This window comes from Corticimicrobacter populi (genome assembly GCF_003123725.1).
In the GTDB taxonomy this organism is placed as follows: Bacteria; Pseudomonadota; Gammaproteobacteria; order Burkholderiales; family Burkholderiaceae_B; genus Corticimicrobacter; species Corticimicrobacter populi.
The window spans coordinates 133886-155524 of record NZ_QETA01000001.1; the positions used below are offsets into that span (position 1 = coordinate 133886).

Consider the following 21639-nt stretch of genomic DNA (forward strand, 5'->3'; position numbering starts at 1 on the left):
AAGTTACGGTTTTTTGATTTCCTGGCGCAATTTCTCTGCGGATACTTTGATTGTTTTTCCATTTTCAACCAAAACAATGGCAGTGTTTGTCTGTATGGCAGCATGCCTAGCCAGGATGCCTGCAAGAATTATCGTATAGCGGTGTTCGCGTGTAAAATTCTATGGTTTTAAGAATCAAGAACAAAAAAGGGAACCATTCTCAATTTTGAATGTCCCTATCTATCCGTAGCAAGCAGACCGAAGGGGCGTAGCAAAATATTCCCGTCGCGTCGCCCGATTGTCCTTCGCTTCTGTCATGGCCTCTTTCTCTTCTTCCCGAACCAAGATTCTTTGCGCCGTTGCGGCGCTCCTCGTTGCAGGCGGCCTCTATGCCTGGCTGTCCGGCCCGCAAGAGGCTGCCGGTCCTTCTCGCTATGCCGGACCGGTGGCCGTCAGCGTGGTGCTGGCCGAGCAGCAGGATTTTCCACTGGTTCTGCATGCGCTCGGTACGGTTACACCGCTCAATACGGTGGTGGTACGCAGCCGGGTCGAAGGTGAGCTGGTCGAACTGCCTTTCAAGGAAGGGCAGGCGGTCGAGGCCGGTACCTTGCTGGCACGGATAGACCCGCGCCCGTACGAGGTGAAACTGGCCCAGGCGCTGGGGCAGCAGCAGCAGAACCAGGCGCAATTGCGCAATGCGCAGGCCGATCTCAAGCGCTATCAGACCCTTTTCAGCCAGGATTCGATCGCCCGCCAGCAACTGGAAAGCCAGGAAGCGCTGGTGCGTCAGTACAGTGGTACGGCGCGCAGCGACCAGGCTGCCGTCGATGAGGCACGCCTGCAGCTCGGCTATACCCGCATCGAGGCACCGATCAGCGGCCGCCTGGGCTTGCGCAAGGTCGATATCGGCAACCTGGTGCGGGCCGGTGATGAAGGCGGTCTGGTCACAATTACCCAGATGCAGCCGATTTCGGTGTTGTTCAGCCTGCCGGAGACACAACTCCAGGAAGTATTGCCGCCGCTGCGTCGCGGTGAGGCTTTGAGGGTCGAGGCCTGGGATCGGAGCGAAAACAGCCTGCTGGCGACTGGCACGCTGCGCACGATCGACAACCAGATCGATACGACCACTGGCACGGTACGTTTGCGGGCCGAATTCGACAATACCGACGAGGCGCTCTTTCCCAATCAGTTCGTTAACGTGCGGCTGCAGGTACGCAACATCGCGGGCGTGATTGCTGTGGCCGAGGATGCCATCCAGTACGGATCGCGGGGAACCTATGTCTATATTGCCGGGGACGACAGCAAATCGTATATGCGGCAGGTTCGCCTCGGGCCGATGTCGCAGGGCCAGATTGTCGTGGAGGATGGGCTCAAGCCCGGCGAGCGCGTCATCCTCGAAGGGCTGGATCGCCTGCGCGAAGGTCGAGAGGTGGAAATCATAGGCAATGCAGCAGATCCGGGTGAGGCCAATCTTGATCCTGATGCGGGATCCGCGGCATCGGCGGATGCATTGCCTGGCAGCCAGGCTGCCGCTCAGGCAGGTGCAGCAGCGCCGGCACCATGAACCTGTCACGGCTTTTCATCCATCGTCCGGTGGCCACCATGTTGCTCATGGTGGCGTTGCTGCTGTCCGGCATCATGGCCTGGCGGTTGCTGCCTGTGGCGGCACTGCCGCAGGTCGATTACCCCATCATTCAGGTGTTTACGCACTACCCGGGGGCCAGCCCGTCGGTTGCGGCCAGTGCCATCACGGCACCGCTGGAGCGGCGTTTCGGTCAGATTCCCGGTCTGAAGCAGATGTCGTCGGCCAGCTCGGGCGGAGCCTCGGTGCTGACACTGCAGTTTGCGCTGGATATCCCCATGAGCGTGGCCGAGCAGGAGGTGCAGGCGGCCATCAGCGCCGCCGGCAGCCTGTTGCCGGATGATTTGCCGACGCCGCCGGTATATCGCAAGGTCAATCCGGCCGATGTGCCCATCATGACACTGGCCATCACCTCCGAGAGTCTGCCGCTGCACGAAGTGTACGATCTGGTGGACTCCCTGCTGGCGCAGCGATTGGCACAGATTTCCGGTGTCGGCATGGTGAGTCTGGCAGGAGGGCAGCGTCCGGCAGTCCGCATTCAGATCAATCCCCTTGCCCTGGCTGCGCATGGACTGAGCCTGGATAGCGTGCGGCAGGCGGTGGCCAATGCCAACGTCAACCAGCCCAAGGGCAGTTTTGATGGCGAGGTGCGCAGCGTCATCCTGGATGCCAATGACCAGTTGCGCACGCTCGACGAATACCGCGACCTGATCGTGGCCTGGCGCGACAATGCACCGATCCGGCTGGGACAGGTCGCCGAGGTGGCGCGGGGCGGCGAGGATCGACGGCTGGCCGCCTGGGTAGGGGATGTACCCGCCGTGCTGGTCAATATCCAGCGCCAGCCCGGAGCCAACGTCATCGATGTGGTGGACCGGGTGCAGGCCTTGCTGCCGCAACTGTCTGCCACCTTGCCGGCGTCGCTGGACGTGGCCGTGCTGACCGACCGTACCGTCAGCATCCGGGCTTCCATCCGGGGCGTGCAGATCGAGCTGCTGTTTGCCGTGGCACTGGTGGTGCTGGTGACTTTCATGTTCCTGCGCGACCTGCGTGCCACGCTGATACCCAGCCTGGCCGTGCCGCTGTCGCTGATCGGCACGTTTGGCGTGATGTATCTGGCGGGATTTTCGGTCAACAACCTGACCCTGATGGCCTTGACCATTGCTGCCGGCTTCGTGGTGGATGACGCGATTGTCATGGTGGAAAACATTGCCCGCTACCGGGAACAGGGACATTCACCGATGCAGGCGGCAATCAAGGGAGCCGGACAGATCGGTTTTACGCTGGTGTCGCTGACCCTGTCGCTGATTGCGGTCTTGATACCGCTGCTGTTCATGGGCGACGTGGTGGGCCGGCTGTTCCGGGAGTTTGCCATTACGCTGGCCGTGGCAATTTTCATTTCCCTGCTGATTTCCCTGAGTCTGACGCCGATGCTTTGTGCCCGCATGCTGCCCGACCTGTCGCAGCAGCATGGCAGGAAGGGGCTGCTCGACCGTGTGATCGAGCGCTATGCGTCGGGCCTGCAATGGGTGCTGCGTCACCAGACCCTGACATTGCTGACCATGCTGGGTACGCTGCTGCTGACGGCGTTGCTGTACCTGCTCGTGCCGAAGGGATTTTTCCCGGTGCAGGATAGTGGTGTGCTGCAAGGGGTGACCGAGGCACCGCAGCATATTTCCTTCCAGGCCATGGCACGTCGCCAGCAGGCGTTGGCGGCGGCTCTGGCCGAAGATCAGGATATCGACTCGGTGTCGTCTTTCATCGGGGTGGATGGGGTCAATGCTACGCTCAACAGCGGCCGCATCATGATCAATCTGAAACCGATTGCCGAGCGCAGCGTGGCCCTGCCCGAAATCCTGTCGCGTCTGCAGTCGCGTGCCGCCGATGTGGCCGAGATGGATCTCTATCTGCAACCGGTGCAGGAGCTGACCATCGAGGATCGTGTCAGCCGCACGCAGTTTCTGTTCACACTGACCTCGCCTGATCAGACCTTGCTGGAAGAATGGGTGCCGCGTGCGCTGGTGGCGCTGGCGGGCCAGGATGCGCTGCGCGATGTTGCCAGCGATATGCAGGCGGGCGGCATGCAGGCGTTCCTGGAGGTGGATCGGGATGCGGCGGGGCGACTGGGCGTGACCATGGCGGATATCGACAATGCGCTCTACAGTGCCTATGGTCAGCGCCAGATTTCCACGCTCTTTACGCAGGCCAACCAGTACCGTGTCGTACTGGAGGTCGATCCGCGCTTTGCGACCGAACCCGGTGCGCTGGAGCGGCTGCATGTGCGCCGCGACAGTGGCGAGCTGGTACCGCTGTCTGCATTGGCGCGGATCAGCGAACGCCCTACGGCATTGCTGATCAACCATGTGGGGCAGTTCCCGTCGGCCACGATTTCCTTCAATCTGGCACCGGGGGCCTCGCTGGGCGATGCGGTTGCGCAGATCGATGCCACGCTGGCTGAAATCGGCCTGCCCGCCAGTATCGAAATGCGCTACCAGGGGGCAGCTCAGGCGTTCCAGGCATCGCTGTCGAACACGCTGTGGCTGATTCTGGCAGCAGTGATCACCATGTATATCGTGCTGGGTATCCTGTACGAAAGCACCATTCACCCGGTCACCATCCTGTCCACATTGCCGTCGGCCACGGTCGGGGCGCTGCTGGCGCTGTTGATCAGTGGCAAGCCGCTGGATCTGGTGGCAGTGATCGGTATCATTCTGCTGATTGGACTGGTCAAGAAGAACGGCATCATGATGGTGGACTTCGCTCTTGATGCCGAACGACGTCAGGGCATGGCACCGCAGGAGGCTATCTACCAGGCGGCGCTGTTGCGTTTCCGGCCTATCCTGATGACGACGCTGGCGGCGCTGTTCGGCGCGATTCCGCTGATGCTGGCGTCGGGCTCGGGTGCCGAATTGCGGCAGCCGCTGGGCTGGGTCATGGTGGGTGGCCTGCTGGTCAGCCAGGTGTTGACGCTGTTTACCACGCCGGTGGTGTATCTGTTCTTTGACCGCTTGAGTCGTCGGCGCAGTGCGTCGCCGGCAGCGGATGCCGGGACTGGCGGGGGTGAGCCGGCAGCCGTGGTCGAGACCCGGAGAGACTGATGTTGCGCCTGTTCATCCACCGGCCGGTGGCCAGTTGCTTGCTGGCACTGGGCATCATGCTGGTCGGTCTGCTGGCATGGCGTCTGATGCCGATTGCGCCCTTGCCACAGGTGGATTTCCCGACCATTGAAGTGTCGGCCGACCTGCCCGGTGCCAGTCCCGAAAGCATGGCGAGTACAGTGGCGGCTCCACTGGAGCGGGCGCTGGGCAGCATTGCGGGCGTGACATCGATGACCTCTTCCAGCAACCAGGGGTCGACCGGCATCACGCTGGAGTTCGAACTCGATCGCAATATCCACGAAGCGGCCCGTGATGTGCAGGCGGCCATCAATGCCGCGCGGGGCGAACTGCCTGCCGGGATGCCGGGCGATCCGACCTATCGCAAGGTCAATCCGTCCGATACACCCATCATGGCAATCGCCCTGAGTTCTCCGGATCGCACACCCGGCGAGCTGTATGACATTGCCTCGACGGTGCTGGCGCAGAAACTGGCCCAGATCGGTGGCGTGGGCGAGATCCGGGTGGGAGGCAGTTCGCTGCCTGCCGTGCGTGTACAACTCGATCCCAGGGCGCTGGCGCAGCGTGGCATCGCCCTTGACGAAGTCCGACAGGCCATCGCCGATACCAATACACTGACTCCGCGCGGCGATCTTGAGTCGGCACAGCGGCGCTGGTCGGTCGAGACCAACGACCAGTTGCGCAAGGCGGTCGATTATCTGCCGCTCATCGTGCGTCAGCGTGATGGCGCAGTGGTACGCCTGGGGGATGTGGCCACCGTCAGCGATTCGGTCGAGAATCGCTACAGCAGCGGTTTTCACAACGACCGGCCTGCCGTGGTGCTGCTGGTCAGTCGGCAATCCGGCTCCAATATCGTCAGCACCATCGACGAAATCTATGCTCAGTTGCCGGCCCTGCGCGCCCTGACGCCCGAGGATGTCGACCTGACCGTGGTGCTCGACCGTTCCGATAGCATCCGCGCCACGCTGCGCGATGCCTGGCTGACGCTGCTGATCGCGGTGGTGCTGGTGGTGCTGGTCGTGTGGGCATTCCTGGGTAGCCTGCGCGCGGCACTGATTCCCAGCCTGGCCATCCCGGTATCGTTGATTGGTGCCTTTGCCATCATGTACCTGTACGGTTTTTCGCTGAATAACCTGTCGCTGATGGCGCTGATCGTCGCGGCCGGGCTGGTGGTGGATGATGCCATCGTGGTGGTGGAAAACATTACCCGTCATATCGAACGCGGCGTGCCGCCGTTTCGTGCTGCCTTGCTGGGTACCCGCGAGGTCGGCTTTACGCTGCTGGCGATGAATCTGGCGCTGGCCGTGGTGTTCGTGTCTATTCTGTTCATGGGTGGGCTGGTCGAGCGCCTGTTCCGCGAGTTCTCGATTACGCTGGTGGGCGCGATGCTGCTGTCACTGGGTGTGTCGCTGACGCTCACGCCCAGCCTCAGCGCCCGACTGTTGCACCGCCGTCCCGAGACTGGATCGGCACGAGGCGGACTGGCAGACAGGGGACGACGGCTGATGCAGGCATTGCGGGAAGGCTATGGACGCAGCCTGGACTGGTGTCTCGGTCGTCTGTGGCTGGTACTGGCATTGCTGGTGGGCGTGATTGGTCTCAACATCTATCTGTATGTGGCGATTCCCAAGGGCTTTCTGCCTCCGCAGGATACCGGGCAATTGTCGGCCTTCGTGCGGGGCGATGACGGTTTTTCCTTCCAGGTCATGCAGCCCAAGGTCGAGACTTATCGGCGCATGCTGATGGCTGATCCTGCCGTGCAGGACGTGGTTGGCAGCAGTGGCGGCGAGATGGGGGGCAGCAATACCTTCATCCTGATCCGCCTCAAGCCGCTGGGCGAGCGTGGCGAGAGCGCGCAGGCCGTGGCCGACCGCCTGCGCGATCAGTCGCCGCAGATCCCGGGCGGTATGCTGTTCACACGCCTGGATCAGGATCTCAACCCACCGCATTCGTTCGGTTCGTCGGGCGATTACTCGCTGACCCTGCTGTCGGGGGATGCCACGCAGCTGCGTACCTGGGCACGCAAGGTATCGCAGGCCTTGCAGGATGTGCCTGAACTGGTGGATGTCGAGTCGTTTGGCGACGATGCTGCCAAGCAGGTGCTGTTGACCATCGACCGTGAGGCGGCGCAGCGGCTGGGCGTGGACATGCGTACGGTGGCATCGGTGCTGGGCAACTCGTTCAGCCAGCGTCAGGTTGCCACGCTCTATGATCGTCTCAACCAGTACCGTGTGGTCATGGAGCTGGACCCTCGCTATACGCAGAATCCGGATGAACTGGAGCGTGTGCAGGTGATGACGGCCGATGGTCAGTTGATCCCGCTCATGGCCTTCGCCCGCTACGAATACGGGGTGGTCAATGATCGTGTCTACCATGATGGCCAGTTTGCGGCTGTCGGCATCGATTTTTCACTGGCACCGGGCGTGCCGCTGCAGACAGGCCTGCAGGCACTCGACCGGGCACTGGCCGGGCTGATGTTGCCATTGGACGTGCATGCGCGGCTGGGCGGCGGCGCGGCAGACTTCCAGGACAGTGTCGGGGCGCAGCCCTGGCTGATCCTGGGTGTGGTGGTGGCCGTCTATCTGGTGCTGGGTATGCTGTATGAGAGCACGCTGCACCCGCTGACCATCCTGTCGACCTTGCCTTCGGCCGGGGTGGGGGCATTGCTGGCATTGCGCATGGCCGGGCTCGAATTCACGTTGATTGCGCTGCTGGGCTTGTTCCTGCTGATCGGGCTGGTCATGAAGAACGCCATCATGATGATCGACTTTGCGCTGGATGCGGAACGTCATCGCGGTCTGGCTCCTCGCCAGGCGATCTACGAGGCAGCCATGATGCGTGTGCGACCGATCCTCATGACCAACCTCGCAGGCCTGCTGGGGGCCGTGCCGCTGGTGCTCGGGTTGGGCTATGGGGCTGAAATGCGGCGGCCGCTGGGCATTGCCATCGTCGGCGGGCTGGCGGTCAGCCAGTTGCTGACCCTCTACACCACGCCGGTGGTGTACCTGCTGCTCGAACGGGCTCGTGCCCGCGTGAAACGCTGGCAGAGACAAGGAACACAGGAATGACGAAATCGTTTTCGACCGTACGATGCCAACTGGGCGTGCCACTGTTGGCCATGTTGCTGGCGGGATGCGCCATGGGGCCTGACTACGTGCGTCCCGATACGCCAGGCCAGACGCAGGCGGCCTTTGGGCAGCTTGATGGCTGGACACCGGCAGCAGGGCTGGTACGAGAGGTTGAGACGGACTGGTGGAAGGCATTCGGTGATGCCAGGCTGGATGCCTGGATGCCTGAAATCGAACTGTCCAACCAGACTCTGGCCCAGGCAGTGGCACGTGCGCGGCAGTCTGCTGCGCTGGCGGCTGCCGCCCAGGCAGACTTCTACCCGCAGGTCGGCAGCAATGCGTCCCTGACGCGTCAGGGAACGGCCAGTGGCGTGAATAATCAGTTTGGACTGTCGGCCAATGCGAGCTGGCTGCCGGACATATGGGGGCGCGTGAGTCGCCAGGTCGAGGCGGGCCGGGCAGACCTTGACGCCAGCCAGGCCGATCTGGCAGCGGTGAAACTGGCAATGCAACTGCAGTTGGCGCAGCAGGTGTTCGGTGTGCGCGTGCTGGATGCACAGAAGGTCGTGCTGGAGGGGGCGGTCCAGGCCTACCTGCGTTCGCTGCAACTGACGCAGAACCAGTACGAGGCCGGTCTGGTAGCACGCAGTGATGTGGTGCAGGCGCAGACTCAGCTGAAAGTGGCGCGGGTGCAATTGTCCGAGCTGGAATGGCAGCGGGCGCAGATGGAGCATGCCGTCTCGGTGTTGTTGGGGCGTACGCCGGGCGCGCTAGACTGGGCCGGCCAGCCGGGTTTCATGCCGTCACTGGCACCGGTGCCGACACTCGTGCCTTCGATCTGGCTGGCCAGCCGGCCCGATATCGTCGCGGCAGAACGCCGCGTGGCGGCTGCCAACGCGCGGATCGGCGTGGCGCAGACCGCCTGGTTTCCTGACCTGACGCTGGGTGGTTCGGGAGGCTGGCAGGGCAGCCGTGCCAGTCAGTGGCTGTCTGCACCCTACCGAATCTGGTCACTGGGGCCTGCGCTGGCGCTGACCCTGTTCGATGGCGGCAAGCGCAGCGCCGCGCTGGAGCAGGCTGAAGCGCAGTATGACGAGACCGTGGCCGCCTATCGCCAGAAAGTGCTGGATGCCTTTCGCGAGGTCGAGGACGCGCTGGCCGTACTGCGGGTGCTCGAGACCGAGGCGGGTCAGCAGGCGCAGGTGGTGGCGCTGGCCGAGGAGGGCGAGCGGCTGGTATACAACCGCTATCAGTCCGGCATGGTGTCGTTCCTGGAGGTCACGGTGGCGCAGAACACCACGCTGGCTGCGCAGCGCACGATGCTTGATCTGGAGGGACGGCGGCTGGATGCTGCCGTCAAGCTACTGGCGGCGTTGGGCGGGGGATGGCAGGGGTTGGACGATGCGCAGTCTGGACGTGTGACGCCGTAGGTTGCTGCTGTCACATTGAAATACTCGTTAAGGCCTTGTTTATGAAATCTGGAGATGAGTTTTTTATCGTCAATTCCGCTCCTGGAGAGCCGGGTGTTCCGTATTTTTTTGATAAAGACTGGATGCCTGATTTGCCGGATTGCTTTGCTGATTTTTACACCTCACCACTCGATGAGAGCATGTTTTCAGGTCGCTATGCGCTTCGGGCCAAAACGTATCAGTTGAACGGTGACTTTTTTATCGACGATCATCTGGCTTCGAGGCAGATGTGTGATATGTGTGCAAGGCTGGGTGTTGACTACATACAGATTCCTGTCGATGTCAGCCTGTATCGAGGCAAGGTTCCGGAGAAGAAGTATTTTCTCTTTTTCTTGAAAAAATACATTTCCATATTGGATGCAGATAAATCGATCTATACAATTTGCTCAGATTCCGAGGGTCTGGAGCACACGTACTACGATTCGATAGATCTTTTCAAGATCAGGGGTGGAGTGGTCGATAATCTGTTCTTTTGCAAGGAACTGATGATGCCGGTCTGTTCGGGTCTTTTTAAAGATGAATGCGAAAAGCTTGGTCTGACGGGATTTGCCTTTCAGCCCCTGGATGATACATATAGGTATTCAGCTTGGGAGGATCTGGATCTTGCTTGATCAGATTGGTTGAGTTAATTTTTATGAGAAGAATCAAGGGAGTGAAAGTGAAAATTTCATGGCTGGCCAGCCTTGCTGTGATGGCTGCTTTGGTTTCAGGATGCTCAATATGGCCGAATAATTCGTTTTTTAGTCCGCCCGCTGAAAAAGATGATTCACCATGGGTGCGTATCGTAGATAACACAGAGCAGACAAGCATCTACCAGACGTTAAACGGCACACGCATCGGCGGTCTTGTCCGTTCCAGCGAGTGGGTTTTGCAGAATACCCGGGATCGCGGAATGCCAAAAGTGTCTGGAGAAAAATACGATATTGACTACTACGAAACCCCATTGGAGCCAGGCCTTGAAACGGCAATTATCAATGTTTATGTTGAAGGCAAATACTCATGCCTTGTTGCCACGCGCTTTGTTCCAGAAAAAGGCAAAAAATATCAATTCCAGTTGGAAGCCGATACCTTGCGCTACCAGTGTCGCGTACAGGCCAGCGAGCTTGTGAAAGACAGTGATGGCCAGTGGAAGCTTGTGCCGCTGCAGAATGTTCACTACGGCGCGAAAGAGGGAAATGGTTGGCATCCGATGCACAGTGGGAGCTGATCATAGCGGTTTCCACCTGTTCCGGATCCCTGTCGAGGTCAGTCTGTTCGGGATTTTTTAAAGACGAGTCCGAGAAGCTTGGCCTGGCGGGATTGGCCTTTCAGCTTCTGGATGATACATAGGTATTTAACCTAGCATGAACGGGATCTTACTTGATCTGGCTGTGAACAAGAGGCAATCCTTTGGCGAGGATTGCTGTGTGGCTCCAGCGGATGCTGACCAAACTTTCTCTGGAAAAATTCCGAGCCTGATGAAGGGGGTCTACAAAGACGCCAGCCCGATGCTGACGGCACGCTTTGCCCGGTATGGACGCTGGGCGCATGCAACACATGGGCATTGGTTGAGCGTTGCCGATATGGAAACGCTATGGCAAGACGATATTCAGGACGAATTGCTTGATCAGATCAAGTTTCAGGCTGAGTGTCTGAAGACCGATTGGGACAATAATGTGTTTGGTTTGTTTCGGGAAGATCGCCTCTCGCTGTTCGCGGGGAGCGATATCGGCAATGAAGCCATATTCCTGCTGTGGCTGGATGGCTGCGATGAGCCTGAGCTGTGGGTCTATGACGCCAACGGCGAGTCCAGATATGCAAATCTGGAGGTTTATCTGGCGGCGTATCTGGCCGATGATGTGAGTGCTGCAAACGTTTCGTGGCGTCTTTGAGCAGGTGATCGGAAACCCTTAAAATTGAGCGAAAGCTACCGCTCTACCCGGAAAACTGCCAGGCAACGATTGTGGCTTCAACGTACCTGTCAGGATGCTGAAAAGCAAGGTCGTCAGATTTTGATCGAAATACTCCACATCCGGTGATCTGGCGGCAATGATGGCAGTGCCCCATGTGTTGCTATCGCGAGTGTTGGATACTGTCCAGAACAGATAGTCACCATTGTCTGTCAGGCCGATTGGTAACAGGCCATTTTCTGCGGGGTAAAGCGGGTACTTGAAATAATCTGGGTCTTCCTGGTTCAGAGACTCAAGATCGCCAAGGATCAGTGTTTTCTGCTTGAAGAAGTTAATGTCTTCATTGGCGGCAAATGGATTGAATATGGCGATGAAGTCGGCGATCCGGCCCGTACCGTAACTGTGAATGAATGCGAAATAATCTTCCGGAAAAGAGAGGTCGCCATCTATGCTGGGCCAGGTTTCGTTGTTTCCGGATTCGGATGGATGCCTGGGGGGCGGCATCAGTGCTGTCAGGCAAGAGATAGTCATGGTTTTTTGCAGTGCTGAATATCTGACGACAGATAATGGTCGATTTCAAGCTTCATGAATTGGCTGAAACGCATCTGCGTGCTGGCAATCTCACAGCCTTCCGTGTAGCAAAAGACCTCAGGGTCTGCATCTCTCTGAATGAAAAACAAGGATGTATAGCCTTGATGCATCAGAAATGCGAACAGCCGGGCGGGCAGTTGAACATGGTTTTCCTTCATCAACAGCCGAGTTTCTGCGTTGATGTCATGCAGGTGTGCATGAAAAAACCAGCTTTCAGTCTTGAAGTCTCCTGCCACAATGCCCATACGCTTCAGGAAAATCCTGTAAAACGCCGGCATTGCCCCATGCACATTTTCAAGCTCTTGCAGTTGTCGTTCCGTACACCCCGTTATTGGCATTCTCTTGAGGGTGAGCGTACTGGAAAGCCTGCGGAGCAGCTCTGCGAATGCCGTTTCCGGCATCGGCAGAGTCAGGCCACTATTCCGGACCAATCTGGACACCGTCGAGCACGGCCCACATTGCCCAGCCGTGCGCTGCTTGTTGGCACCATTCGGCCTCGCTCAACCCTTCGGAATTCTGTTTGATCGGCTGGCGTGTTTCGAGCAGGAATCCCTTGGCACCATAGGCCTGGGCGGCGTCTCCACCACTTTTGTCCGGCTGCCAGCGTTCCAGCGAGGCGGTCAGCGTGTTGGCATGCTCGATGCTTTCCTGAGTCAGATAGCCTTTGCGTACGCAGTAGGTGGCCAATCCCTGCATATTGCGCATGATGGCATAGGCTTCGGTGGCCGACTCTGGGTCGAGACTGTAAGCCTGTGCCGAGCCAGCAGGTATGGCAGCGACGATAAAGATGGCTGAAAGTAAGACCTGAATTTTTGAAATCATTGCTGTACTGCTTGAGGTCTTACCGGAATACCACCGTCCGATTGTCATTGAGCAGGATGCGATGCTCGACGTGGCGCCGCACGGCACGCGAGAGCACCAGCGACTCGATGTCGCTGCCCACGCGGGTCAGGTCTTCGGCACGCATAGTGTGATCCACGCGGGCAATGTCCTGCTCGATGATCGGGCCTTCGTCCAGGTCCGAGGTCACGTAGTGGGCCGTGGCACCGATGATCTTGACGCCGCGCTGCCAGGCCTGGTGGTAGGGGCGAGCGCCCTTGAAGCTCGGCAGGAAGCTGTGATGAATATTGATGGCCCGTCCGGTCAATGCGGTCGACATCTCGGCCGACAGGATCTGCATGTAGCGTGCCAGCACCACCAGGTCGATCTGTTCGCGCTCGACCAGATCCAGGATCTGGCGTTCTTGCTGGGGCTTGGTGTCGGGCGTGATCGGCAGGTGGTGAAAAGGAATGCCGTACGACTCGGCCAGTGCCGCATAGTCAGGATGGTTGGAGACAATGGCGGCAATGTCGGCCTTGAGCTGGCCGCTGTGGGCACGGAACAGCAGGTCGTTGAGGCAGTGCCCCTGCTTGCTGACCATGATGAGCAGGCGCGAGCGCCGGCTGTTGTCGTGAATCTGCCAGTTCATCTGCAGCGGGCCGGCCAGTTCCGCGAAGCGCTCGCGCAGCGTATCGATGCTGTGTGCCGAAGGCAGCGCAAAATGCACGCGCAGGAAAAAACGGCCGGTTTCCGTGTCGCCATACTGCTGCGCGTCGAGAATATTGCCTTCGTGCTGGTAGAGCAGACCTGATACGCGATACACGATACCCGTGGTATCCGGGCAGGACAGGGTCAGGACGAAGTCCTGGTTCGAAGCGGCTACATCGACAGGCTGGGACATGAAAAAAACCGGAAAGACAGAATTGGAAGACTAGCGTTCGGACGTGGCAGCCGGGATGGCCGGCGTGAGGTCGAACCCGCCGGCATGATACACCAGCGGCAATGATTCGTTGTGGCCGCAGTGCTCCACTTCGCCCACCAGAATCAGGTGATCACCTTCCGGGTAGCGGCTGCGGTTGCGGCACTCGAACCAGGCTGCGCTGTCGATGGCGGGCATGAATGTACCGCCCGGGGCCCGGTCTGCAGGCAGGTCGGCAAAGCGTCCCGCCATGTCGCCATAAGCGAAGCGTCCGGCCAGCTCAGGCTGGTCGGCGCGCAGGATCTGAATGACGTAGCGTTCGCATTGCAGGAACACGTCCAGTAGGCTGGATGTGTTGGACAGGCTCCACAGCACCAGCGGTGGCGTCAGCGAGACCGAATTGAAGGAGCTGATCGTCAGGCCGACAGGGGCCTGACCGGGCAACTGGGCGCAGACGATGGCCACGCCTGTCGGAAAGCGGCCCAGGGCCCTGCGGAAATAAGTCTGGTCGGAAGCGGTAGGGGAAACGGACATGTCTCTCTTAGGGGGCCAGGCGCTGGGTGGTCCAGCCACCCTGGCCGTTGGTGTGATAGACGATGCGGTCGTGCAGGCGCGACGGGCGGCCTTGCCAGAACTCGATCCGCTCGGGCAGCAGGCGATAACCACCCCAGTGGTCGGGGCAGGGGGGATGGTCACCGTACTGTTCTTCGAACTGTTGTACGCGATGCTCAAGTTCGCTGCGATCGCCAATGGGGCGACTCTGCTGCGAGGCCCAGGCACCGATGCGCGAACCCAGCGGACGACTGTGGAAATAGGTCTGGCTTTCTTCGCGTGAAACCTGTTCTGTCGTGCCTTCGATCAATACCTGGCGCTGTAGCGGCTGCCAGAAGAACGACAGGCTGGCCCGCGCATTGTGGGCCAGTTCATGGCCCTTGCGCGACTGGTAGTTGGTGTAGAACACGAAACCGCGCGCATCGTAATCCTTGATCAGGACGATACGGGCCGAGGGCTGTCCGCGCTCGTCGACCGTGGCCAGCGTCATGGCGTTGGGCTCGGGTACATCGCCTTGCAGGGCCTGCTTGAACCACAGGTCGAACTGGTCGAACGGCGTGGCAGCGAGGTCGGATTCCTGCAGGTTGAATTTATCGTAATCCTGACGCAGATCTGAGACTGACATGACGGGTTCCTGTCGAACGGCAAAATGCCAGTTTAATGCGGCTGCAACAGGTGCTGGGCGAAATTTTCCAGGCGCATGTCACGGATGCCGGCGGCACGCAGGGCCGAGGCCGTCTCGAGTACGTATTCGACGCAGGGACCATTGGTGCCGTGCGCCCGGCGCACGACAGCCAGCATGTGTTCATGCTGCAGGCCGCCGGCATAGCCGGGGTTGCGCCGGTCCATCAGGAATGCCAGTGCCTGTACGCGGCCTTCCGGGGTGTCGCAATGAATCCAGCGCGGGATATAGGCACCGGTGGACATTTCGCGTGCCCACAGTGGCGGGAAAACATCCGGCACGCTGTCGCCAGCGATCTTGAATACCATGCCACGGCAGGCACCACCACGATCCAGACCGAAGACCAGACCTGGCACCTCAGGTGTGCCCCGGTTGACACGCGACCACAGGCACAGCGAGCGGTGATGACCACGCAAGGTGGCCAGACGACGTTCCAGGTATTCGAATTCGGGGCGCCAGATCAGCGAACCGTAGGCATAGATCCAGATGTCCTGGCCGGGTTGCCAGTGGTGCAACGTGGCGTTCATCGAGGCGAGCCGCTCTTCCGGCGTCCAGAGGCGGATCGCGTTCGGGGAGGGCTCAAGGGCGGAAGACAATGCGGTCAGTGAGGCAGGGGAGTCCATGCGGTGGCAAGTCTGGGCGTGCTGAAACTGGTGATTGATTTTAGTCATTGGATTGGGCGTTGTCATCGGCGTGCATAAAAAGCAACATGCTTATTTCTTGTGCTTATATGAATGCAAAAAAATCATCATCGATTCGTGGGAAAATAGCGCCTCATGAATACGCAGCAACCTGACCTCGAACGCCGTTTCGGCGGCCTGAACCGACTTTATGGTGCCACCGCCCCTGATGTGCTGGCGCGTGCTCACGTTGCCGTGGCCGGCATTGGCGGCGTCGGCTCCTGGTCGGCCGAGGCGTTGGCACGCTGCGGGATCGGCGCGCTGACGCTGATCGACATGGATCATGTTGCCGAATCCAATATCAATCGCCAGATCCACGCACTGGGTGCCACGCTGGGGCAGGCCAAGATCGAGGCCATGGCGGCGCGCATCCGCGATATCAATCCGGCCTGCCGCCTGACGCTGGTCGACGATTTCGTCTCGCCTGACAACATTGGCGCGCTGTTTGCGGACGGCCTGCCGGATTTCCTGATCGACGCGACGGATCAGGCCGCTGCCAAGATTGCCATGATCCTGTGGGCGCGCCGCCAGCGGTGCGGCTTGCTGGTCTGTGGCGGTGCGGGCGGCAAGACCGATCCGCTTGCTCTGCGCGGTGGTGATCTTTCAGCCAGCGTCAACGACGCGCTGCTGAGCAAGCTGCGCCAGCGCCTGCGCAAGGAGCATGGGTATCCGGGTGGCGGTACGGCGGCTGGCCGGGCAGGCAAGCGGGTGCCGAAAATGGGCGTATCGGTGCTCTGGTTCGACCAGCAGGCCCTGTTGCCCGACGCCTGGGCACAGTCGTCATCGCCGGCCCAGGGGCCGCAGGGACTGTCGTGTGCCGGCTATGGTTCGGTCGTCATGGTGACGGCGGCCATGGGCATGGCGGCGGCAGACAGGGCGGTCAAGGCCGTGCTGGCTGCTGCCTTGTCGAAGCCATGACGGCGCTGGTTCTGCTGCCTGGCCTGGATGGTACCGGCCGTCTTTTCGATGCCTTTGCCACCGAGATGGCCGTGCAGCATCCGGGTCTGGAAATCATCGTGGCCTCGTACCCGGTGGATGAACCGCTGGACTACGATGCGCTGGAGCCCACGGTACGCGCGCTGTTGCCGCAGGGGCAGCCTTTTTTCCTGCTGGGCGAATCCTTTTCAGGACCATTGGCCATTCGTCTGGCGGCGGCGCAGCCTCCAGGTTTGCAGGGACTGATCCTGAGTTGTTCTTTTGCCAGCATGCCCGGCTTTGGCTGGTTGTCGCCGATGCTGCCGACCGTACCGTTGTCTTTCCTGCCGACCCCGCTGCTGGGCTACCTGACGCTGGGCCGATTGTCTGGCTCGCCCCTGCTGGATGACCTCCTCGAAATCCTGGAAACCGTCGATCCTGTCGTGTTGCGTACGCGTGCGCAGGCTGCGATGTCTATCGATTGCAGTGCGCTGCTGAGCAAAGTCCAGGTGCCGCTGCTGTATCTCCAGGCACGCAACGACCATATCGTGCCGGAGTCGGCGGGTCTGCTGGTACGTCGTCTGGCAGCGCAGACCCAGTTGCAGGTGTTTGATGCGCCACACCTGCTGCTGCAATCGCTGCCGGTGGATGCCGCGCAGGCTGTCTGCGGTTTCATGGGCGCCAGCCCGCCGGTACAGGCCGGGCCGATGGCCGGGATGGCGGCATGCTGAATGTCCGTGCACTGCATTACCTGTCCGAGGTGGTGCGCAAGGGCTCGGTGCGCAGGGCGGCGGCTGCGCTGGGCGTGGATGCTACTGCAATCAGTCGGCAACTGAAGGCGCTGGAAGACGAGGTTGGCCTCGAACTATGCGAGCGTACTGCTGCGGGCATGAAGGCGACAGAGGCTGGGGAGTTGCTGGTCCGGCATTACCAGAACCAGAAAACGACTGAAGAGGCCGTGCTGTCGCGCCTTGATGCGATACGCGGGCTGCATGCAGGGCAGGTACGGATTGCACTGGGCGAGGGGTTCATTGCCGATCTGATCGCGGCACCGCTGCAGTCATTTCTGGCACGGCATCCCGGCATTGCGCTGGATGTCCAGATGGCGGGCGTCAACGAGGCCGTGCAATTGCTCAAGGACTACGATACCGACGTGGCGCTACTGTACGCACCGCCACAGGATCGCGATCTGGTGGCACACGTGGAAACCCGCCATCCCCTGCATCTGATCGTGCCGCCGAGCCATGCCCTGGCCGGCAGTTCGCGCCAGCTTGACCTGGCCGACATCCAGGATTGCCGACTGGCCCTGATGGGCAACCAGTTCGGTATGGGCCAACTGGTGGGGATGGTGGCGCAGCAGGAGCGCGTGGAACTGGCTCCCGTGCTGCGGACCAACTCGGTTGCCGTCTTGCGTCAGTTCGTCCTGTCGGGAACCGGCGCAGCCTTCATGCCCGAGACGACCGTGCAGAACGACGTCAAGCGTGGTGACCTGGTCGTGCTGCCGATGCGCCATCCTGTATTTGCCCAGGCGCGGGCGCAGATCGCCAGCCGTGCGGATCGCAACCTGACGGTAGCCACCCAGGCCTTCCTGGATCACCTACGTCGCAATATGCGCTTCTTCCGCGAGCACGCACCTGATCGACACGGTGTTCTTGTGTAGCTTTTTAAGCTACGGATGTGTAATTGATTTGTCTACGCGGCTACGGTTAGGATGCCTTGACCGTCTGGTACCCGTGTGCCTGCGGATATTTCAATAAATCATCGAAAGGGGAAACCAATGCGAATGACCGCATCCGTCATCGTCAAGAAACTGTGCGCAGCCGGCCTGCTTGGTCTGGCTGGGATGGGGGCCGCCGTGGCAGCCACGACTGTCAACCTGAGCTACAACGGTGCGCCCGATCCGCAGAAAAACGCCGTGCATGTCTTTGCCCAGACGCTCAAGGAGCTGGTCGAGGAAAAGACCCAGGGCGAGCTGAAGATCACACTTTATCCGAACAGCATGCTGGGTGACGAAGAGGCCCGCATGGAACAGACCATGGCGGCAGCCAACCTGAACATTGCCTCTTTCTCGGGCATTTCGCCGCTGGCACCGGAAATTTTCGTGAGTGCGATCCCCTTCATGTTCAGCGGTTTCGAGCCGGCCCGCCATTTTTTCGATGGGGGCGAGTACTGGAAGGCGCTCAGCGAGGCGTTCCGCGAGCGTACCGGGGTGGAAATGCTGGCAGTCGTCGAGGAAGGCGGTTTCCTGGCATTCACCAACAGCAAGAAGGCGATCCGCACGCCCGATGACTTCAAGGGCCTGCGTTTTCGTGCCATGGACCCGAGCCAGGTCGCGCTCTATGAGTCGTTTGGCGCGACCGGCACGCCGATTCCCTGGACCGAGGTCTATATGGCGCTGCGCACGGGCGTGGCCGATGGGCAGATGAACCCGCCCATGTACATCATCCTGGGCAGTCTCTACGAAGTGCAGAAGTACCTGACGCTGGCCAACATCCAATATTCGGACCAGTTCCTGGTGGGCAATGCGGCATTTCTCGACAGTCTGTCGGAGCCGGTCCGGGCGGCGTTCCACGAGGCAGTGCGCGAAGCCAACCAGAAGGCACGCACCGAGAACGAGCGTGATGTCGAGAGTCGCATCCAGTACCTGGCCGACAAGGGCATGGAAGTGATTCATCTCACGGATGAAGAGCGCGCCGCATTCCGCACCAAGGCACAGCCTTCGTACATGAACTGGCTCCACGCACAGGGCATCGATCGCAAATGGATCGACATGGCGCTGAAGGATGCCGGGCTGGAACCGGTCAAGGAATAACCTGCGCAGGATGATCTGACATGAACATGCATACGCTGCGCGAATGCCTGCTCAGGTACAGCCGCGCAGTGACGATTACCGTCGCTGCGCTGTTGCTGCTGGGCAATCTGGCCGTGATCCTGTACGGCGTCTTCATGCGCTACCTGGCAGGGGGCGCGCCTATCTGGATGGATGAACTGTCCCGCTTTCTGATCATCTCGACGGTGATGCTGGCTGCCGGAGCCGTCTGGGTCGAAGGCATACACATGCGGGTGGCGCTGATTGAGCGGCTGCTGCCTGCGCCGGCCGGTCGCCTGCTGGCTTTCTACCAATGGGTACTGACGGTCGTGCTGGCGTTTGCCGCTGCCTGGATCTGCTGGCGCTATGCGCAGTCGGTGGCCATGTTCCGCACCATGGGGCTGGGGATCAGCCGCAGCATTCCCGTCATGGCGATGCCTATCGGTTTTGCGCTGCTGGGCTGGCAGGCCTTGTTGTACGGCCCGCGTTTCCTGCCCCTTCAGGAAGAGGACATCTGACATGCTTATTGCGATCATATTGACCTTCCTGATTCATGTGTTTCTGGGGCTGCCCCTGTTTCTGGCGCTGCTGTCCAGCGCCGTGGTCGGGTTCTTCTTCATCGATCCCGCCATGATCCCGCGCATGATGCCGCAGCAGTTCTACGGTGGCATCAATGCCTTTTCGCTGATGGCCATTCCGCTGTTCATCCTGGCGGGCAATCTGATGAATGCGGCCGGTATGACCGATCAGTTGATGCGTCTGGCGCGTTTGCTGGTGGGGCATCTGCGCGGCGGCATCGGCCATGTCAACGTGCTGTCCAGCGTGTTTTTTGCGGGAGTCAATGGTTCGGCCGTTGCAGATACGTCGGCGCTCGGGCCGCTGCTGGTGCCGGCCATGCGCAAGGAGGGCTACGACAAGGCTTTTGCAGCGGGGCTGACGGCGGCCAGTTCTCTGGTGGGGCCGATCATTCCGCCCAGCATTTTCATGATCCTCTACGCATCGCTGACCAATGTGTCGGTCGGCAGCCTGTTCCTGGCCGGCGTGATTCCGGGATTCGTGATTGCCGCGGCCTTCATGGCGATGAATGGCTGGTACGCCTGGCGTCACCAGTTGCCACGCAATGGCCGTGCGCCCACCCTGAAGGAGTTGAGCGCTGCCGTTGTACAGGCGGTTCCCGCTCTGGTTGCGCCGGTGATCATTGTGCTCGGGATCGTCATGGGGCTGGTCACGCCCACTGAATCCGGTGGATTGATTGCGCTCTATGTCGTCATCTGCGGCGTATTGCAGCGACGCCTGCGTCTGCGGGATGTCTGGGCCAGCCTGACCGAAACGGTGCGCCTGACATCGGCGATCTTCCTGATCATGGCGGCATCGGCCACCATCAGCTGGCAGTTGTCGTATGCCCAGGTGCCGGCACAATTGACGACGCTGTTCACGCCGTTCCTCGACAGTCCGCTGCTGATCCTGTTGTTGCTGAGCCTGATCATCTTCACGGTGGGGATGTTCATGGAGGAGGTGTCTGCCCTGATGCTGCTGACACCCATTCTGGTGCCGGTGGCGCTGGCGGCAGGGATCGATCCGGTGCAACTCGGCGTTATCGTGACACTGAACATCACGATCGCCCTGATTACCCCGCCCATGGGGGCCTGCCTGCACGTGGCGGCGGCGGTGAGCAAGCTGGAAATCACGGCGCTGTTCCGCTCCATCTGGCCATTCGTGCTGGTGGCGCTGGGCGTGCTCGGCTTGCTGATCGTCTTTCCGCCGCTGACCCTGTGGCTGCCAGGACTGTTTGCATGACGGCTGCCGATATGATGCATATGCCCATCCCCTTGCTGGCCGATCCCGATTGGCCGCAGGTGGGGGCCATCGCCATTGGCGAGTGTGGCGAGCGCCTGGTGCCGACCAGTCTCATGCCACGCCCCGTGCTCACTTTTCCTGCCTATGCGCGCCAGGGAGTCGCCGGGGCGCACCAGGAGTGCTATGTACGCGAGGATGTGGGCCGGCGTCTGTTGCAGGCGGCCCGTAGCCTGCCGGACGGCCTGCATCTGGTCGTGCTGGATGGCTGGCGCCCGTGGCGGGTGCAGCAGCAACTGTTCGATGCCTATCAGGATACGCTGCGGCGGCGGCATCCTGACCTGCCGGCCGAACAGCTGCTGGCCCTGACCCGCGAGTTCGTGTCGCTGCCCAGTACCCATCCCGCCCGTCCCAGTCCGCACCTGACCGGGGGGGCGGTCGATGTCACGCTGTGCAGTCATGATGGTGTCTGGCTGGACATGGGGACACCTTTCGATGCCACGGTACCGGCATCGCATACGGCCTATTACGAAAGCACGGTCGACAGTGATTCGCAGGCCGATGCCGCCGTGTTCCGCCAGCGTCGCCGGATTCTCTACCATGCAATGCGGGCGGCAGGCTTTACCAACCTGCCCAGTGAATGGTGGCATTTCGACTGCGGCGACCAGTTGTGGGCATGGTATGCCGGCCAGCCGCAGGCACGCTATGGCCCGGCCCCCCTGACGGGTTGCGTGCCGCTGGTGCCGATGGGGATTGCGGACCACGCATAACTCTGGGT

21 protein-coding genes are annotated in these 21639 nt (G+C 60.6%); 14 read left to right on the plus strand and 7 right to left on the minus strand.

Features of this window, described 5'->3' with window-relative positions; all coding sequences use genetic code 11:
* Positions 1 to 295 precede the first annotated feature (295 nt).
* The 7 genes from DD235_RS00600 to DD235_RS00630 all read left to right on the plus strand — a co-directional run bounded on the left by DD235_RS00600 (position 296) and on the right by DD235_RS00630 (position 11082).
* Positions 296 to 1543, plus strand: a complete 1248-nt coding sequence (locus tag DD235_RS00600; RefSeq protein ID WP_109060945.1) for an MdtA/MuxA family multidrug efflux RND transporter periplasmic adaptor subunit — start codon at positions 296 to 298, stop codon at positions 1541 to 1543.
* Positions 1540 to 4656 (plus strand): multidrug efflux RND transporter permease subunit, encoded by a 3117-nt coding sequence (locus tag DD235_RS00605; RefSeq protein ID WP_109060132.1) that lies wholly within the window; start codon positions 1540 to 1542, stop codon positions 4654 to 4656. Before DD235_RS00600 ends, DD235_RS00605 begins: the two co-directional genes overlap by 4 nt.
* Complete coding sequence (locus tag DD235_RS00610; RefSeq protein WP_109060133.1) at positions 4656 to 7742, plus strand: efflux RND transporter permease subunit; 3087 nt, start codon at positions 4656 to 4658, stop codon at positions 7740 to 7742. Before DD235_RS00605 ends, DD235_RS00610 begins: the two co-directional genes overlap by 1 nt.
* The gene (locus DD235_RS00615) at positions 7739 to 9172 is read left to right on the plus strand and encodes an efflux transporter outer membrane subunit (RefSeq protein ID WP_109060134.1); all 1434 of its coding nucleotides are present in this window, start codon (positions 7739 to 7741) and stop codon (positions 9170 to 9172) included. Before DD235_RS00610 ends, DD235_RS00615 begins: the two co-directional genes overlap by 4 nt.
* Positions 9173 to 9213: 41 nt before the next feature.
* Positions 9214 to 9822 carry an imm11 family protein gene (locus DD235_RS00620; RefSeq protein WP_109060135.1) on the plus strand — a complete coding sequence of 203 codons (609 nt, stop codon included), beginning with the start codon at positions 9214 to 9216 and terminating at the stop codon, positions 9820 to 9822.
* A gap of 23 nt (positions 9823 to 9845) precedes the next feature.
* Positions 9846 to 10418: a hypothetical protein gene (locus tag DD235_RS00625; protein ID WP_204524158.1), complete on the plus strand. Its 573-nt coding sequence runs from the start codon at positions 9846 to 9848 to the stop codon at positions 10416 to 10418.
* A gap of 136 nt (positions 10419 to 10554) precedes the next feature.
* Positions 10555 to 11082 carry a hypothetical protein gene (locus tag DD235_RS00630; protein WP_204524159.1) on the plus strand — a complete coding sequence of 176 codons (528 nt, stop codon included), beginning with the start codon at positions 10555 to 10557 and terminating at the stop codon, positions 11080 to 11082.
* An 18-nt stretch (positions 11083 to 11100) separates the two neighbouring features.
* Here DD235_RS00630 and DD235_RS00635 read toward each other — a convergent pair whose 3' ends face one another.
* The 7 genes from DD235_RS00635 to DD235_RS00665 are packed head-to-tail and all read right to left on the minus strand — an operon-like array spanning position 11101 to position 15190.
* A complete protein-coding gene (locus DD235_RS00635; protein ID WP_109060136.1) occupies positions 11101 to 11631 on the minus strand; it encodes an SMI1/KNR4 family protein in 531 nt (176 codons plus the stop codon).
* The gene (locus DD235_RS00640; protein WP_146193362.1) at positions 11628 to 12092 is read right to left on the minus strand and encodes an SMI1/KNR4 family protein; all 465 of its coding nucleotides are present in this window, start codon (positions 12090 to 12092) and stop codon (positions 11628 to 11630) included. The genes DD235_RS00635 and DD235_RS00640 overlap by 4 nt, the downstream gene beginning before the upstream one ends.
* Before the next feature lie 16 nt (positions 12093 to 12108).
* Complete coding sequence (locus DD235_RS00645; RefSeq protein ID WP_109060138.1) at positions 12109 to 12513, minus strand: hypothetical protein; 405 nt, start codon at positions 12511 to 12513, stop codon at positions 12109 to 12111.
* 19 nt (positions 12514 to 12532) lie between these two features.
* Positions 12533 to 13411: a formyltetrahydrofolate deformylase gene (gene purU, locus DD235_RS00650; protein ID WP_109060139.1), complete on the minus strand. Its 879-nt coding sequence runs from the start codon at positions 13409 to 13411 to the stop codon at positions 12533 to 12535.
* Between the two features lie 30 nt (positions 13412 to 13441).
* Positions 13442 to 13963, minus strand: a complete 522-nt coding sequence (locus DD235_RS00655) for a flavin reductase family protein (protein ID WP_109060140.1) — start codon at positions 13961 to 13963, stop codon at positions 13442 to 13444.
* A gap of 7 nt (positions 13964 to 13970) precedes the next feature.
* Positions 13971 to 14606, minus strand: a complete 636-nt coding sequence (gene pdxH, locus DD235_RS00660) for a pyridoxamine 5'-phosphate oxidase (RefSeq protein WP_109060141.1) — start codon at positions 14604 to 14606, stop codon at positions 13971 to 13973.
* Between the two features lie 32 nt (positions 14607 to 14638).
* Positions 14639 to 15190 carry a gamma-glutamylcyclotransferase gene (locus DD235_RS00665; RefSeq protein ID WP_162300408.1) on the minus strand — a complete coding sequence of 184 codons (552 nt, stop codon included), beginning with the start codon at positions 15188 to 15190 and terminating at the stop codon, positions 14639 to 14641.
* A 249-nt stretch (positions 15191 to 15439) separates the two neighbouring features.
* Here DD235_RS00665 and DD235_RS00670 point away from each other — a divergent pair, with 249 nt between their 5' ends.
* The 7 genes from DD235_RS00670 to DD235_RS00700 all read left to right on the plus strand — a co-directional run bounded on the left by DD235_RS00670 (position 15440) and on the right by DD235_RS00700 (position 21631).
* Entirely contained in the window at positions 15440 to 16261 is an 822-nt protein-coding gene (locus DD235_RS00670) for a tRNA threonylcarbamoyladenosine dehydratase (RefSeq protein WP_109060143.1), read from the plus strand.
* Entirely contained in the window at positions 16258 to 16989 is a 732-nt protein-coding gene (locus DD235_RS00675; protein ID WP_109060144.1) for an alpha/beta fold hydrolase, read from the plus strand. Before DD235_RS00670 ends, DD235_RS00675 begins: the two co-directional genes overlap by 4 nt.
* Positions 16983 to 17918 (plus strand): LysR family transcriptional regulator, encoded by a 936-nt coding sequence (locus tag DD235_RS00680; RefSeq protein WP_109060145.1) that lies wholly within the window; start codon positions 16983 to 16985, stop codon positions 17916 to 17918. The genes DD235_RS00675 and DD235_RS00680 overlap by 7 nt, the downstream gene beginning before the upstream one ends.
* 123 nt (positions 17919 to 18041) lie before the next feature.
* The gene (locus tag DD235_RS00685) at positions 18042 to 19070 is read left to right on the plus strand and encodes a TRAP transporter substrate-binding protein (RefSeq protein ID WP_239989989.1); all 1029 of its coding nucleotides are present in this window, start codon (positions 18042 to 18044) and stop codon (positions 19068 to 19070) included.
* A 20-nt stretch (positions 19071 to 19090) separates the two neighbouring features.
* Positions 19091 to 19585 carry a TRAP transporter small permease gene (locus DD235_RS00690; RefSeq protein WP_204524160.1) on the plus strand — a complete coding sequence of 165 codons (495 nt, stop codon included), beginning with the start codon at positions 19091 to 19093 and terminating at the stop codon, positions 19583 to 19585.
* 1 nt (position 19586) lies between these two features.
* Complete coding sequence (locus DD235_RS00695) at positions 19587 to 20864, plus strand: TRAP transporter large permease (RefSeq protein ID WP_109060147.1); 1278 nt, start codon at positions 19587 to 19589, stop codon at positions 20862 to 20864.
* Entirely contained in the window at positions 20861 to 21631 is a 771-nt protein-coding gene (locus tag DD235_RS00700) for a M15 family metallopeptidase (RefSeq protein ID WP_109060148.1), read from the plus strand. Before DD235_RS00695 ends, DD235_RS00700 begins: the two co-directional genes overlap by 4 nt.
* Positions 21632 to 21639 lie beyond the last annotated feature (8 nt).

What these genes read in the sequence shown, in the direction of transcription:
- DD235_RS00655 (WP_109060140.1), bottom strand. Translation starts at nt 13,963, where the DNA reads ATGTCCGTTTCCCCTACCGCTTCCGACCAGACTTATTTCCGCAGGGCC.
- DD235_RS00605 (WP_109060132.1), top strand. Translation starts at nt 1,540, where the DNA reads ATGAACCTGTCACGGCTTTTCATCCATCGTCCGGTGGCCACCATGTTG.
- pdxH (WP_109060141.1), bottom strand. Translation starts at nt 14,606, where the DNA reads ATGTCAGTCTCAGATCTGCGTCAGGATTACGATAAATTCAACCTGCAG.
- DD235_RS00610 (WP_109060133.1), top strand. Translation starts at nt 4,656, where the DNA reads ATGTTGCGCCTGTTCATCCACCGGCCGGTGGCCAGTTGCTTGCTGGCA.
- DD235_RS00635 (WP_109060136.1), bottom strand. Translation starts at nt 11,631, where the DNA reads ATGACTATCTCTTGCCTGACAGCACTGATGCCGCCCCCCAGGCATCCA.
- DD235_RS00620 (WP_109060135.1), top strand. Translation starts at nt 9,214, where the DNA reads ATGAAATCTGGAGATGAGTTTTTTATCGTCAATTCCGCTCCTGGAGAG.
- DD235_RS00700 (WP_109060148.1), top strand. Translation starts at nt 20,861, where the DNA reads ATGACGGCTGCCGATATGATGCATATGCCCATCCCCTTGCTGGCCGAT.
- DD235_RS00640 (WP_146193362.1), bottom strand. Translation starts at nt 12,092, where the DNA reads ATGCCGGAAACGGCATTCGCAGAGCTGCTCCGCAGGCTTTCCAGTACG.
- DD235_RS00690 (WP_204524160.1), top strand. Translation starts at nt 19,091, where the DNA reads ATGAACATGCATACGCTGCGCGAATGCCTGCTCAGGTACAGCCGCGCA.
- DD235_RS00615 (WP_109060134.1), top strand. Translation starts at nt 7,739, where the DNA reads ATGACGAAATCGTTTTCGACCGTACGATGCCAACTGGGCGTGCCACTG.
- purU (WP_109060139.1), bottom strand. Translation starts at nt 13,411, where the DNA reads ATGTCCCAGCCTGTCGATGTAGCCGCTTCGAACCAGGACTTCGTCCTG.
- DD235_RS00665 (WP_162300408.1), bottom strand. Translation starts at nt 15,190, where the DNA reads ATGAACGCCACGTTGCACCACTGGCAACCCGGCCAGGACATCTGGATC.
- DD235_RS00695 (WP_109060147.1), top strand. Translation starts at nt 19,587, where the DNA reads ATGCTTATTGCGATCATATTGACCTTCCTGATTCATGTGTTTCTGGGG.
- DD235_RS00625 (WP_204524158.1), top strand. Translation starts at nt 9,846, where the DNA reads ATGAGAAGAATCAAGGGAGTGAAAGTGAAAATTTCATGGCTGGCCAGC.
- DD235_RS00645 (WP_109060138.1), bottom strand. Translation starts at nt 12,513, where the DNA reads ATGATTTCAAAAATTCAGGTCTTACTTTCAGCCATCTTTATCGTCGCT.
- DD235_RS00685 (WP_239989989.1), top strand. Translation starts at nt 18,042, where the DNA reads ATGACCGCATCCGTCATCGTCAAGAAACTGTGCGCAGCCGGCCTGCTT.
- DD235_RS00670 (WP_109060143.1), top strand. Translation starts at nt 15,440, where the DNA reads ATGAATACGCAGCAACCTGACCTCGAACGCCGTTTCGGCGGCCTGAAC.
- DD235_RS00675 (WP_109060144.1), top strand. Translation starts at nt 16,258, where the DNA reads ATGACGGCGCTGGTTCTGCTGCCTGGCCTGGATGGTACCGGCCGTCTT.
- DD235_RS00600 (WP_109060945.1), top strand. Translation starts at nt 296, where the DNA reads ATGGCCTCTTTCTCTTCTTCCCGAACCAAGATTCTTTGCGCCGTTGCG.
- DD235_RS00630 (WP_204524159.1), top strand. Translation starts at nt 10,555, where the DNA reads ATGAACGGGATCTTACTTGATCTGGCTGTGAACAAGAGGCAATCCTTT.
- DD235_RS00680 (WP_109060145.1), top strand. Translation starts at nt 16,983, where the DNA reads ATGCTGAATGTCCGTGCACTGCATTACCTGTCCGAGGTGGTGCGCAAG.